The sequence below is a fragment of the uncultured Bifidobacterium sp. genome, from assembly GCF_949292005.1.
GTDB lineage: Bacteria > Actinomycetota > Actinomycetes > Actinomycetales > Bifidobacteriaceae > Bifidobacterium.
The window spans coordinates 50,745-63,643 of sequence record NZ_CASEXV010000060.1; the positions used below are offsets into that span (position 1 = coordinate 50,745).

Here is a 12,899-nt window from a genome sequence, read left to right on the forward strand (position 1 = left end):
TATGACGACCGGCCACAAAACGGTGGACGGCATGACATCGCACGGCGTGGCACGAAATCACGGTCACCGCGTGTATCCGAGCAGATGGGGGTCGACGGAATGCACCACGTCGACGAGATCGCCATTGGACAGAATCGGACGTTGGAACTCACGCCACGCACCCACATGGACATCCCATTTCCCTGTGGCGGCATCCAGAACCGGCCGCGCCGTGCGCTCCCACCTCAGTCGGCGCGACGTGCGCCCAGTCACCGGATCCATCCGGGAATAGTGCAGACAGGTGCAGTTCGTTATGGTCCAGTCCGGGCTGTCGGCCCGGCGAAGGAACTCCTCGTCCGACAGATCCTCCAAAGTGAGCATCAGGGCCTGCATGAAATCCCCGTGCGAGACGATGACCACGGATTCCGCCTCCGCCCGGCGATTGAGGGAGGTAAGCAGATTGTGCACACGGTTCTCAGCCACATCGGCTATGGATTCCCCTGCCGGCGGCCTCCAGTACAGGGGGTCGGTGCGCTTGAAATTCCAGTTGCGCCCATAGTTGGTGCGAAACTCCTGCTGGGTGATTGTGCTGATCTCCCCCCAAGACCGTTCTCGCAACACCCGCGTCTCCTCCCAGCGCGCCTTGGAAAGGGCCATCGTCGCGGCAGTCTCGCGGGTACGGACGTATGGAGACACGAGATAGCGGTCGAAAAGCTGCTGCTGCGCGACAAGCCACCTCCCGATGCAGTCCGCCTGCTTGCGCCCCGTCGCCGTCAGTCTCCATGAGCGGTCGGGAACGGTGACGTTGTCCTGGGTGAACAGGGAGTCGTCTCCCCTCTCACCCGCCTTGACGATGACGTTCGCCTCCGACTCACCATGCCTGATGACGTACATATTGAGCGGCATGCCCATGAACCGTCCCCTTTCACACATCTCATGACGACCACGCGCGTCATCATCCCTCCACGGAACCATGACCACCATCGACCATGGCCGCCGCCTCAGCACGCTGACGACACCGACGCTAGCATGACAGCTTCTCATGCGCGGCAGCGCACGCAGCGCGATTGACGACCTCTATGCTTGCGAGTAAGACGTGCAACGGAAGAGCGCCAAACGGACAAGGCGCACATGCATCGAGACCGCACCACGGTGTGACACAAGATGAGGAGAGACTCACATGACAGATCCGACTATCGATTCCGAAGGCGCGCCATCGACCACCGGACCTGCGACGCACGAATCCAGCGAGCCGACATCACACGAGGCGTCGCAGCCATCGACTTTCCAAGCGCCATCCTCCTCGGAGCCGGGTGGCGACGACCAGACGCGAAGCCGCCGCCACCATCCCATGGTCATCGTGATTGTGTCCATCGTCGTCATCGCGGCGCTGATCGTCGCCGGAGCGCTGCTCATTCCACGCCTGCGCGATCTGCGCGCGGACGCCAATGTCCAAGGGACCTATACGGTTCGTATGGCCGACAGCAACACCGCGCTGGCCCGGGCCGTGCTGTCCAAGGGATCGATAGTCATCGACTTCCCCGGACACGAGGGGAAGATCAGCGCCACATTGAGCAAAACCACGGGTTCCGACGATGGTGTGTCCTTCATCGCGTCGGACATCACGCTTACCGGCGACACGGCCTCGAATCTTCTGGACACCATGCCCACGGTGGGGATATCGGCATCGCAGCTCAAAGTGATTCTGGGATCGACGCAGCCGACCATCACCCTGCCGAAGACGCGGAAGAAGGGATCTCCCGTGGGAACGTGGAAGATATCCCTTTCCGTTCTCGGAGTGGAGGTCTCGGCGTCCGCCACCTTCCATGAGGACAAGACCCTCACGACCACAGAGACCTATCCCGGCAACAAAAAGAGCTACTCCATGACATGGTCGAGCCCCTCCCCCGGAACCGTGGTCATCACCGGAAAGAACGGCAAGACCATCGAGACCATAACCATCCCGCACCAGTAGGCGCGCTAGTCAACAAGACGCAACCAGGGGGACGTTCCCATTATGAGGAACGTCCCCCTGACTCGTATGCACGCCGTATCGCGCCGCCACGAATCGCTCAGCCCTCGATGGCTATGCGCTTGCGATCCTCGACCTGAGCCTTTGGCGCCACTTTGGCCACGCTGAGCGACAAAGTGCCGTCCTTGTAAGACGCCGTGACATCGGAATCCTTCACATCGTCGCCGACATAGAAGCTACGGCTGCACGAGCCGACATAGCGCTCACGACGCAGCCACTTTCCATCCTTGTCCTTGTCGTCATGGTTCTCGTCCTTGTGTGCGGTCACGCTCAGATAACCGTCATGCAGCTCCACGGCGATGTCGTCCTTGTTGAAACCGGGCATATCGATGGCGACCTCATACGACTTGTCCGTCTCACGGACATCGGTGCTCATCATGCTCGTCGGGGACACCGACTCGGCGGCTGCGGCGTTGCGCAGACCCGAGAAGAACGGATCATCGAACAGATCCGCGAACATCGTGTCATTCATCACAGCGGGAAACATAGCCATCATGCACACTCCTTGACAATCATGGGACGCCGTCACGCGCGCCCGTCTGACGCGCGCCGCCCGTCGGGCCCTCCCCCGGACCCTCCGTGCGTCCCCTCACTGGGAGCAACAGAATGGGTCCGCTGATGTTCCTGCGTTTTACTGTGGGTGAAAGCGCGGATGACGTCCCTCGCCGCCCACCATACCGCGGGTCATGCCACCTCCATGTGGGTCATGCCACATCCATGGGAGTTCCCGACGTGATCCGGATCAGCTCCTCGAACGTCGTGGGGAAAAGCGCGTGCGGATGGCCCGCATCCGCCCAGATCGTCGGATACTCGGCCAAAGCGGTGTCGACTATCGTCTCGATGTGGTCGGGATGGCCCACAGGCGCCACACCCCCGATGACCTGGCCCGTCGTCATCATCACGAAGTCGGGGTCGGCACGATGAAGACGCCCACGGCCCAATTGGACCTGCACCTTCCTCACATCCACATGATGCGCCCCGGAGGTCATAATCAACAACGGACGCCCATCGCACCGGAAGATCAGACTGTTGGCGACGGCACCCACCTCGCATCCGCACGCGGCGGCGGCTTCGGCGGCGGTTCGCGCGGACTCATGCAGCGCCACAACCCTACCGGCGACCCTCTTATCGCGCAGAATGGCGCGAACGTTGCGCACTCGTGGATTGTCAAGGATTCTGCGCTGTTCCTCGGTTAGTTCACCCACCTCGTCCTCTCCCTTATCTCCAAGCATAACCATCGTCCTTCCCGCCACTGTGAGTGGGATACAGCGACGACTTTTGCCGGTGTTCCCTGACGGACACCTCCGTCCGTCCCATGCCGACGCGATCGTACGCGGGAGGGGTTACCGCGAGATGACGTTCCGATGACCGGATGCACTCCCACGTGTGAAATCTCACCGGCTCAGACGGATTCCCAGACCTCACGCCACTTCTCGGCAAGGGAGTTTACCGTCTCATGGGCGTTGAGTCCGCTGGGCTGGGGCAGGACCCACAACGCCGTATCCTTCGGCCAGTCCGGCATATCGGAAATGTCCTGAATTCCCAGCTTCGCCTTGGGTCTGTGGAAGGCCACCCGGAACGCCGTTATCCCCACCACGACGACGGCCCGCGGATGCAGACGGCATGCCAGCGCGAGAGTCCGTCGCGCGCCTGCCCTCAGCTCATCGCGGTCCAACTCGTCGGCACGCGCGGTCGGACGCGACACCAGATTGGTCATGGCGAGACCTCGACGGACAAGACCATCCGCCTGCTCCTGACTCAATCCTCGGGTCACGTCAAGAAGCTCATCGGTGATTCCGGCTCTGTGCAGCGACGGCCAGAAACGATTCCCCGGATGCGCGAAAGGGGCGTTCACCGCCGCCGTCCACAGACCAGGGTTAACGCCGACGATGAGGAGACGGATCGCAGACACATCGGCAGGCATCACATCATCCACGCCGACAGTCCCGTCACCGCCCACCCGATGCACGCCATCGTGCGAATCCGCGCGAAGAGCGTCGAGGTCGGCCTTCGTGGGGCGCCGGCCGCCACACGGCGAGGGACGACGCGGACGGGCACGCGTCATCACACGTTGAACCTAAACTCCACGATGTCGCCGTCCTGCATGACGTAGTCGCGCCCCTCAAGACGCAGCCGTCCCTGCTCCTTGATCGCCGCCATCGACCCCTTCGCCTCTACGAAGTCGTCATACGACACGACCTCCGCCTTGATGAAGCCCTTCTCGAAATCCGTATGGATCACACCGGCCGCCTGAGGAGCCGTCCAGCCCTGATGGATCTGCCAGGCGCGCACCTCCTTGACACCTGCGGTGAGGAAGGTCTGCAGGCCAAGCACGTCGAATCCCACACGGGCCAACTGGTCCAGACCGGACTCCTCAAGCCCCGCGTCCTGCAGCATCTCACGCGCGTCGGTCTCGTCCAGATCGGTGAGGTCCGATTCGAACTGCGCGTTGAGGAAGATGGCGGGAGCGGGGGCGACGGACTCTCTCAGGCGCGCCTTGAGACCATCGTCCGTAAGCTGCGAGTCGTCGACGTTAAAGACGTAAATGAACGGTTTGGCGGTCATGAGGTGCAGATCGGCCAGCTCGGCCTTGTCGATTTTCCCCTCGGATGCGGCGTGGTCGATCGTCTCGCCGGATTCCAGAATCGTTTTGGCCTTGCCGACGGCATCCAGATAGTCGGCCTTGATCTTTCCGCCGCGAAGATCCTTCTCCAATTTGGGAAGCGTGCCCTCGATCGTCTGCAGATCGGCGAGAATGAGTTCCGTATTGATGGTGTCCACATCGTCGGCCGGGTCCACCCGTCCGTTGACATGCACGATGTCGTCGTCGTCGAAGGCCCTCACGACCTCGCATATGGCGTCGGCCTCGCGGATGTTGGCAAGGAACTTGTTTCCCAGACCCTCCCCCTGCGACGCGCCCTTCACGATTCCCGCGATGTCGACGAAGGTGACGGTGGCCGGGACGATCTTCTCCGTGTGGACGAGCTTGGCGAGTACGGGAAGCCTGTTGTCGGGAAGCGGGACAACACCCGTGTTCGGCTCGATGGTGGCGAACGGGTAGTTCTCTGCGAGAACGCTGTTTCTGGTCAATGCGTTGAACATGGTGGACTTGCCGACATTGGGCAGCCCGACGATTCCGATGGTGAGGGACATGCCCTCCAGTCTACGGCCGACCGGGACGAGACGACCCGCGCACGTCATCCATCGGGGCCATGTCCCGCACTATGTCGACTATTCTGGCCACGCCTAGGTCGAATTCCTCCGGAGTCGCATACGCGAAGGACATCCTCAGACTGCGCGTGGACCGGTAGTCGTACAGGTCACCGGGATTGAGCAGCACCCCGGCGTCGGCGGCACGATGGAAGAGCTCGGTCATGTCGATCTGCCGGTTGAGCGTCATCCAGATGTAGAACCCGCCATGGGGAAGATTCCATGTCGCGAGGCTTCGGCACCGCCGTCTAAGGACCTCCAATGCCGCCATCCTGCGCCGATGCAGCTCACGCGTCAGGACATCCAGCCATCGGTCGTAGGACCCGTCGCTCAGAAGCTCAGCCAGGAGCCACTGCGACACCGCGCTCGCCCCGTAGTCCATCTGCATTTTGACGTCACCCAGCCTTGCGACGATCGCCTCGGGCGCCACGACCCACCCCACGCGCAGGCCCGGTGCCAGGGACTTCGACGCCGTGCCCACGTAGATCACGCTGTCGGTGCGGTCCAGGGATTTGAGGGAGCGCGGACGGGGCCCGTCGCACAGGTCCTCGTAGGCCGCGTCCTCGATGATCGGCAGCCGATACCGCGAGCACAGATCCATGAGGTCGGTTCTGCGTCGCTCGGTCATGGTCACGCCGGTGGGATTGTGGTTGGTGGGGATCGTATATAGGATCGACGGCCTGTCATGTGACGACATGGCGCGGTCAAGCGCCCTCACGTCGAGACCATCGGCGTTCATCTCGATCCCCCGAAGCGTCATGCCGGCCGAGGGAAACACCTGCAGCGATTTGACGTACGACGGCTCCTCCGTATACACGAACGACCCCGGCTTGAGCAGACACACGGATATCAGCTGCAGCGCCTGCAACGCCCCCGATGTGATGAGCATGCGCGACGGCGTGGCGTCAATCCCGGCATCGACCAGTCTCGCGCTCAACACCTCACGAAGCCACATCAGTCCCCGTGGTTCGGGATAGCCCAACGAGGGAATTCGTTCCATCATGGCCGCCGTGGCCGCGCTCCACATGTCTCGGGGGAACATGCGCGGATCAGGCTCCCCCGTGCCCAGACGAATCATTCCGGAATCAAATTCCAGACTATTGATGCGCTGGATGACGGAGCTGTTGGCTCGGAAGGAGCCGGAGGAGACATATCCCGTCCAATCCAACGACCGTGGCGGAAGAGTGGACCAGGTGTTCCCGACGACGGTGGTTCCTCCCCCTCGTCGTCCGTCCACGATCCCCAGAGCCGCGAGCTCCTTCATCGCCTCACCTATGGTGCTGCGATTGAGATGGAAACGGCTCGCCATATCCCGCTGCGAGGGGAGCGTCGTCCCCAAGCCCCACCGCCCCTGCGCGACGCGCTCACGCACCATGTCCACAACCTGTTCGGACAACGGCACCCGGGACGATCTGTCGGGCATCCAGGACATCCAATCCTCATCGGCCGGTTCATCGAATCGTGACATCATCACCTCCCCACACTCGCGGCTCGCCAACAACTTCAACCGTTCCCATCCCATCGCCGAAAAGCGCCGCCGTCCAATCCCTTCCGCGGACCCGGCGGCATCACCTCTTATCCCATCTTGGGTGGGTGACGCATGCTTTTGGCTGGATGCGGATCGCGTCACCTCTCATAGAATCTTCTCTCAGAGAGTACAGCAGATGTCACGCAGTCGGCTTTTTCCGCGGTTCCCCTCAATAGAGTGCACGCGTCGGAGGGCGAAATTTGGCTGGTTTGACTTTGATGGATGGCTGGTCATACGGACAAGGAACAGGCATAAGGAACAGATATGGACCCGATCATCATTCTTCCGCTCGCCCAAGGGCTGGGCATGGGTCTGGCGTATGTTGCGCCAATCGGTGTGGAGAACATGTATCTCGCCAATTCCGCTCTTCGGCAGTCGCGTCGCAGAGCCGTTGTGGCGATGGTCATCGTTCTGCTTTTCGACCTGTCGCTTTCCGCGTCGGCCTTCTGGGGAATGGGCGTGATTCTCGAACGGCACAATGGATTGGATGCGGCCGTCAGACTTCTCGGAGGCCTTCTGGTGATCGGCATGGGCGCGGCGCTGGCATTCAGCAGCCTCCGCTCGTCACGGGACACTGTCTCCCGTCGTCATGTGCATGACGAAGCCCGCACCTCAAGGGGTGCCGCAACCACGGCACAACCCCGACCGCGGTTACTTGGATCCGCCGGCCGGTCATGGTCGATGCTCTCATCCGCATGGGCGATACGCCATCCCCGCGTCTCATGGATGGCGTCCACCATCGCGACGGCATTCGCCATCACCTGGTGCAATCCGCAGGCCATCATCGATGGAACCCTCATGCTCGGCGCCTTCCGCTCGACGTTGTCCGCATCGCAGGCCCCGGTTTTCCTTCTGGGCATCATGCTGGCGTCATGCCTGTGGTTCAGCCTTCTGACCCTATCCATGATGCTTGTGGGCGACCATATCAACGGCACCGTCACCACCATCCTCAACACCGCATGCGCCGTGGTAATGATGGCCTATGGTCTTCATCTGATCGTCCAATTCCTTCAGATGATGACCCTCAGATGATGCCGCTGCGAGTGGTCCTGCGCTCATACTGAGTCTCACTATGAGCGAATCTGCATTATAAAAAGTAAGTGGTCAGGCACCCACCCATCCCCGGGAACACCTCAGCCGTGGATGGCTTCGACGGCCGCTATCACCGCGCCGCGGAATCCCGCCTTTTCCAACGCCGACACGCCACGGATGGTCGTCCCTCCGGGAGAGCATACGGCATCCTTCATGGCGCCGGGGTGCTGCCCCGTGGCGATCTGCAAGGCTCCCGTTCCTTCCATCATCTTCGAGGCCAGACGGTAGGAGGTCGCCCGGGACAGGCCGAACTCGACGCCTCCATCGGCCAACGCCTCCAGGAACATCTCGGCGAACGCCGGAGCACAGCCACCAAGAATCGTCGCGACCCCCAGATGGTCCGAGTCCACGCGCTCAATCAATGCCACGGGAGAGAACAGCCGCTCGAAAAGTTCGGATTGCTCAGCGCTCAGCGTGTTCGCGGTCTCGGCGATAAGCACACCCTGCCCGACCGCTATCGGAGTGTTGGGAATGGCGCATTGCACATGTGCCCGGGGCTCCAGAACCCCGCGGTAGCTCTCCAGACTCCATCCACCGACTATGGACACGACCATGCGCCGTGGATCCGACAGCTCCCCCGTCGCCCCATCCAGCGCCTCACGAACCATCCCCGGCTTGACGGCAACGACCACAACATCGGCGGCCGCCACCACCTCCTCGGCGCTTTTCATAGCCCTTGCGCCGATTCGAGCGGTCGATTCACGCAACTTGTCAAGATGCGCGGCGCACGCGACTATTCGGCCCCCATCCACGACACCCTGATCGACGAGCCCCTGGGCCACCGCCTGGGCCATGTTCCCGTATCCGATGAAACCAATGGTGATGTCCTCTGCCATGGAATCCGACCTTTCCTCGACGATATGCGCTGTCCGCACGGCCTTTCCCATCGTAGACCAGCCGTGGGCCATCCATCGGCCTATACGATCGCCGCCAGATCCCCCCGATTCAACGCCTCGCCATACAAGTGGGAGAACACGCTCGTCCCATGCACACCGTCATGTTCGAACTCGTTCGTCGCCCAGTAATGCGAGCGCCCCACGCGCGACAGGGTGTCGAGCTGCAGATCGCTCGGCACATACATGTCATCCACGTACACGGCCGCCTGCAGTGGTACCTCGTTGGCCCGAAGCCGGTCGACGTCGTACAGCCTTCCAAAGGACGTGTCTTCCATCAGCTTGTCCACCGCAGCGGCGAACGGGCGAAGAGCAGACTCCTGCTCGAACATCCACGGGAACACGGCCTCGCCCGTGAACATCAAGGGACGGTTGTCCGCCGAGAAGACAGGCATGGACGCGCGCACCCGGTGGGCCGCCCACCGCAGGGGATGATCCAACTCCCCATCCGCATAGATGAACTCCTGAAGCGGCCAGTATAACGGACGCGACGACGTGGCCCGCATCACACCGTCAAGGAACTCATCGGACAGATCGCCATCGGGCCTCGGCTCACCGGAACCGTCGACGAACGCCTCGTCCATCAGCCAGTGCAACCGTTCGAAGCTTGGTTTCATCCCAAAGTCCGATCCCAACGTCTGCAATCGCTCCACCGTGAGTCCATCCCCGTTGGGAAGAAGCACACCACCGTCCGACAGACGGTCCGCGACCGCGGCGACACGGTCGACGTCCTGCGGATAGCGTTCGTAATACTGATTCGTCTTCGCCACCATCCGCGGGAACGTATGACGATACAGGTCCTCGGCATCGGATGGGACGTGAGGAATCCCCCCGGTGGTGAAGCATGCGGCCAGCCCCTCCGGGAAGAGGGACAGATAGCTCAGCGTGAGGAACCCTCCATAGCTCTGGCCCAACGAGACCCATTGGCGTCCATCGAACTCGGTCAGACGCAGATGCTCCACATCGCGAACGATGGAATCGGCCAGAAACCTCTTCAGATACGCAGCCTGTCTGTTAGCACCCTCGACGCGCGCCATGACGTGAGAATCGATACGGCTCGACCTCCCCGTTCCCCGCTGGTCAGGAAGAACGACGCGGAAATGCCGGATGGCCTGGCCGATCCATCCGTCACTGGACGGGGATGTCGGACGCGAGCACGAGCCCCCCGGTCCACCCTGAAGAAACACCAGCAGCGGCAGATCATCGTGGATGCGGTCGGGAGCGCACAACACACGATAGAACAGGCTGATGGACGGTCTGGAAAAGCCCTCGCCCGGAACGTTCCCCCGCCAATCCAGAGGAACCTCGATCGCATGGTCCTCGACATCCAAACCTGGAACACAGTAATGCGCAATACGGGTCATATACGGACACTCCTTCAATCACACACCTCAACGCACGCGGACACGCAAGAACGCACCGGACAGGTCGCGGACAAGCTTCCCGCATCCCCCATGACACAGTTCAGTCGCGACATACGGACATGGCACGCGGCAGTCCGTTGACGTCTGGCGCTAGCCTAGGCTCATGGGAAAACCAGGACGCCTCACGCGATGGCTGCGGTCTCGCACCATGCTCGTCGACGGCGGAATGGCCGTGGCGGTTCTGCTGCTGTCCCTCGGCATGGGCGCGCAGAGCGACGGCCTTGTCTTCGCCTACTCCTCGACATGGATGGTCATCTGGAACGTGGCGGCCATTGTCCCCGTGGCTTGGCGCCGCAGGAACCCCGACCGCGCGGCGACCGCATACGTGCTCATCATCCTGCTGCAGCTTGTCTTTGGACCGACGCTGGTTCTCACGGATGCTCTGGCGTTGGTGATGGTGTACTCGGTGATCGTCTATGGGAATCCGACGCACACGCGGCGTTTCGTCATCACCGCCTTCGTGATGGGAATTCTCACCGCCCTGGTTATCGCATGGACGAATGCGGCCGGCCCCGCCTGGGCCGTGACCACCAACGCCGACTACGCGGCCACCCAGCAGTGTCCCACGGCATGGAAAGGGTCCTTGGATTCAGGCTGCGCCAACGTCTTCGCACTGGATTTTCTCTGGGGCTGCATCATCATCGAGGCCTGCGTGGTGTCGGCGGTGATCATCGCCTACTGGCAACGGGCCAGAATGCAGATCGCCCGCATGCTTTCCGAGCGCAATGACGCTCTCGCCGCGGGTGAGGAGGAGGGCCGCCGGAACGCCGCCAGCGCGGAACGTGCCCGCATAGCCCGAGACATGCACGACGTGGTCGCCCACACACTGTCCATCATCATCGTCCAGGCCGACGGAGGACGGTACGCCGGAACGCACGACCCCGTCGTGGCACGTGAATCCATGGAGAACATCCGGCGCGAGTCCCGACGTGCCCTGCACGACATGTCCATTCTCTTGGGAGTCTTCGGCGGTTCGCGCGACTGCGACTACACGCATGTGGCAGACGTGATCGAACAGGCCCGACGAGCGGACTCGTCGAACGTGACGATAGGGCGCATCGTCGAGGGCACTCCCGCCGTGGACAGGCTTTCCCCCGCGGCAAGCACCGCGATGTACCGCGTGCTTCAGGAGTCTCTCACCAACGTCCGCAAATACGCCGGTCCGGGCGTGCGCGTGACGATCAGGGAGATCTGGGACGACGCCGGCCTGCGCGTCGACGTTATCGACGACGGCCGTGGCACGCGATCCTCACAGGACGGGCACAAACCCGGATACGGCCTGTTGGGCATGCGCGAGCGCATAGAGTTGGTGAACGGGACGGTCGACGCAGGCCCTCGCGCCACGGGCGGATTCGAGGTGAACGCCTTCGTTCCCTATTCGATTCCCCTCGCGGAGATACGGTCCACCTCCACCGACGACATCGCACCCAACAATCATCAGGAGTTCGGCGCCACACGGGTGCTTTTCCCGATCCTCCACCCTCGTGCGGCGGTAGACACCGTGCTGCGCGCCATCGGATCGGCCAAATGCTCCTTTGGGGCACACCGCTTGCCAACCATGGACGATGGTTCCCCCATCCCTCCGGAGGAACGCCCGAACACTGTTGAAAGACTGTCCCAATGGACCCAGCGCCACTACTGGCTGGTGGACATCGTCGTGTGCTGTCTGGGCATCACGCTGTTCAGCTTCTTCTCGCCCTCCGGATACACGCTGATGGGATCGGGATACTCCGCCGAAAACGGCCTGATCAGCGGAAACACTGTGGACAGGCTGATGATGGTCGCGATCCTCCTTCCCTTCTGCATCCGTCGCCGATTTCCGGAGACAAGCGCCGCGCTGGTCGCCGCCATCTGCTCCATCCAGTTGATCGCCTGTCCCGATATCCTGGTCTTCCACGCCCTCGCTCTGGTGTCTCTGTATTCGGCGAACCTCTATGGGCGCGACGGCGTCTGGCGATGGACATCACTGGCATCCGCCGTGAACGCCGCCCTCTTCGCGATAAAGGTGACGGCGGCGTCCTCGGGTTTCGCGACGATTCTCGATCTTCTGATTCTCAACCGCGACTCCCTGTCCGCCTTAGAAAGCGTCACGAACATAATCGCCAACCTCATCATGTCGTTCATCACGGTGATGATGGTTTGTCTCGCGACCATCGCTCTCGCCCAATGGTCCCATTCCAGCGGCACGAACGCATTGGTCCTCCGCACGCGTCAGGAGGCGCTGGAAGCCGAACAGCACGAACAGAAGATATTGGCCGCCAACATCGAACGCGAGCGCATCGGATCGTCCATCCGGTCGCAGATCCGAGACGCTCTGACAGGGGTGTCGGATCAGGCGGATCAGGGAATAGCCATGCTGGACGAGGCCCGGCTGTCGGGCAGGGAGCCCGATCCGGAAATCGTCGCCCGATCCTTCGCCGCGATCGGAGGGAAAGGCCGTGCGGCGCTCACGCAGATGCGCCAGCTTCTGGGGGTGCTGCGGGACACGAACGTCACAGCGACGCGCGAATCCACTGAAAAGGCCGGGTCGAGCCCCGATGACGGGTTGAGGCTCTCTCCCGTGGCTCCGCTTGACGACCAGCTCAGATACGGGTCATGACCCCGCTGCGCAGCCGCGTGTCCGGAATCTCTTTGGCATCCGAGCCATACGGCCTCTCAACCATATGCGCTCCCGCTGCGGCACAACCCCTGGCCACCGTGCGACCTCCCGCCACGAAGCCTCACTCGCGGTGCGACTCCCA

Annotated in this window: 11 protein-coding genes; 3 read left to right on the forward strand and 8 right to left on the reverse strand. The window is 62.2% G+C overall.

What is annotated here, in order from left to right; all coding sequences use genetic code 11:
• Positions 1 to 63: 63 nt before the first annotated feature.
• The gene (locus Q1X90_RS04530; RefSeq protein ID WP_300766966.1) at positions 64 to 891 is read right to left on the reverse strand and encodes a histidine phosphatase family protein; all 828 of its coding nucleotides are present in this window, start codon (positions 889 to 891) and stop codon (positions 64 to 66) included.
• Positions 892 to 1,159: 268 nt separating this feature from the next.
• On the opposite strand from Q1X90_RS04530, the gene Q1X90_RS04535 reads away from it, so the two are divergent.
• Positions 1,160 to 1,954: a hypothetical protein gene (locus Q1X90_RS04535; protein WP_300766968.1), complete on the forward strand. Its 795-nt coding sequence runs from the start codon at positions 1,160 to 1,162 to the stop codon at positions 1,952 to 1,954.
• A 97-nt stretch (positions 1,955 to 2,051) separates the two neighbouring features.
• Here the strand turns inward: Q1X90_RS04535 and Q1X90_RS04540 are convergent, their stop codons facing one another.
• The 5 genes from Q1X90_RS04540 to Q1X90_RS04560 form a co-directional block, all read right to left on the reverse strand.
• Positions 2,052 to 2,504, reverse strand: coding sequence for an Hsp20/alpha crystallin family protein (locus Q1X90_RS04540; protein WP_300767029.1), 453 nt, complete (start codon positions 2,502 to 2,504; stop codon positions 2,052 to 2,054).
• Between the two features lie 211 nt (positions 2,505 to 2,715).
• Positions 2,716 to 3,243, reverse strand: a complete 528-nt coding sequence (locus Q1X90_RS04545; protein ID WP_300766970.1) for a YbaK/EbsC family protein — start codon at positions 3,241 to 3,243, stop codon at positions 2,716 to 2,718.
• Positions 3,244 to 3,413: 170 nt separating this feature from the next.
• Positions 3,414 to 4,076: a mismatch-specific DNA-glycosylase gene (locus Q1X90_RS04550; RefSeq protein WP_300767031.1), complete on the reverse strand. Its 663-nt coding sequence runs from the start codon at positions 4,074 to 4,076 to the stop codon at positions 3,414 to 3,416.
• Positions 4,076 to 5,164 carry a redox-regulated ATPase YchF gene (gene ychF / locus Q1X90_RS04555; protein WP_300766972.1) on the reverse strand — a complete coding sequence of 363 codons (1,089 nt, stop codon included), beginning with the start codon at positions 5,162 to 5,164 and terminating at the stop codon, positions 4,076 to 4,078. Before ychF ends, Q1X90_RS04550 begins: the two co-directional genes overlap by 1 nt.
• 10 nt (positions 5,165 to 5,174) lie before the next feature.
• Positions 5,175 to 6,689: a PLP-dependent aminotransferase family protein gene (locus tag Q1X90_RS04560; protein WP_300766974.1), complete on the reverse strand. Its 1,515-nt coding sequence runs from the start codon at positions 6,687 to 6,689 to the stop codon at positions 5,175 to 5,177.
• 324 nt (positions 6,690 to 7,013) lie between these two features.
• Between Q1X90_RS04560 and Q1X90_RS04565 the strand changes: the two genes are divergently transcribed.
• Positions 7,014 to 7,781 carry a LysE family transporter gene (locus tag Q1X90_RS04565; RefSeq protein WP_300766976.1) on the forward strand — a complete coding sequence of 256 codons (768 nt, stop codon included), beginning with the start codon at positions 7,014 to 7,016 and terminating at the stop codon, positions 7,779 to 7,781.
• Positions 7,782 to 7,882: 101 nt separating this feature from the next.
• Here Q1X90_RS04565 and proC read toward each other — a convergent pair whose 3' ends face one another.
• Together proC and Q1X90_RS04575 are read right to left on the reverse strand one after the other, a co-directional pair.
• A complete protein-coding gene (gene proC / locus Q1X90_RS04570) occupies positions 7,883 to 8,677 on the reverse strand; it encodes a pyrroline-5-carboxylate reductase (protein ID WP_300766978.1) in 795 nt (264 codons plus the stop codon).
• 80 nt (positions 8,678 to 8,757) lie between these two features.
• Complete coding sequence (locus Q1X90_RS04575; protein WP_300766980.1) at positions 8,758 to 10,098, reverse strand: alpha/beta fold hydrolase; 1,341 nt, start codon at positions 10,096 to 10,098, stop codon at positions 8,758 to 8,760.
• A 208-nt stretch (positions 10,099 to 10,306) separates the two neighbouring features.
• Between Q1X90_RS04575 and Q1X90_RS04580 the strand changes: the two genes are divergently transcribed.
• Positions 10,307 to 12,757, forward strand: a complete 2,451-nt coding sequence (locus tag Q1X90_RS04580) for a histidine kinase (RefSeq protein ID WP_300766982.1) — start codon at positions 10,307 to 10,309, stop codon at positions 12,755 to 12,757.
• Positions 12,758 to 12,899 lie beyond the last annotated feature (142 nt).

What these genes read in the sequence shown, in the direction of transcription:
- Q1X90_RS04530 (WP_300766966.1), bottom strand. Translation starts at nt 891, where the DNA reads ATGGGCATGCCGCTCAATATGTACGTCATCAGGCATGGTGAGTCGGAG.
- Q1X90_RS04535 (WP_300766968.1), top strand. Translation starts at nt 1,160, where the DNA reads ATGACAGATCCGACTATCGATTCCGAAGGCGCGCCATCGACCACCGGA.
- Q1X90_RS04540 (WP_300767029.1), bottom strand. Translation starts at nt 2,504, where the DNA reads ATGGCTATGTTTCCCGCTGTGATGAATGACACGATGTTCGCGGATCTG.
- Q1X90_RS04545 (WP_300766970.1), bottom strand. Translation starts at nt 3,243, where the DNA reads ATGCTTGGAGATAAGGGAGAGGACGAGGTGGGTGAACTAACCGAGGAA.
- Q1X90_RS04550 (WP_300767031.1), bottom strand. Translation starts at nt 4,076, where the DNA reads ATGACGCGTGCCCGTCCGCGTCGTCCCTCGCCGTGTGGCGGCCGGCGC.
- ychF (WP_300766972.1), bottom strand. Translation starts at nt 5,164, where the DNA reads ATGTCCCTCACCATCGGAATCGTCGGGCTGCCCAATGTCGGCAAGTCC.
- Q1X90_RS04560 (WP_300766974.1), bottom strand. Translation starts at nt 6,689, where the DNA reads ATGTCACGATTCGATGAACCGGCCGATGAGGATTGGATGTCCTGGATG.
- Q1X90_RS04565 (WP_300766976.1), top strand. Translation starts at nt 7,014, where the DNA reads ATGGACCCGATCATCATTCTTCCGCTCGCCCAAGGGCTGGGCATGGGT.
- proC (WP_300766978.1), bottom strand. Translation starts at nt 8,677, where the DNA reads ATGGCAGAGGACATCACCATTGGTTTCATCGGATACGGGAACATGGCC.
- Q1X90_RS04575 (WP_300766980.1), bottom strand. Translation starts at nt 10,098, where the DNA reads ATGACCCGTATTGCGCATTACTGTGTTCCAGGTTTGGATGTCGAGGAC.
- Q1X90_RS04580 (WP_300766982.1), top strand. Translation starts at nt 10,307, where the DNA reads ATGCTCGTCGACGGCGGAATGGCCGTGGCGGTTCTGCTGCTGTCCCTC.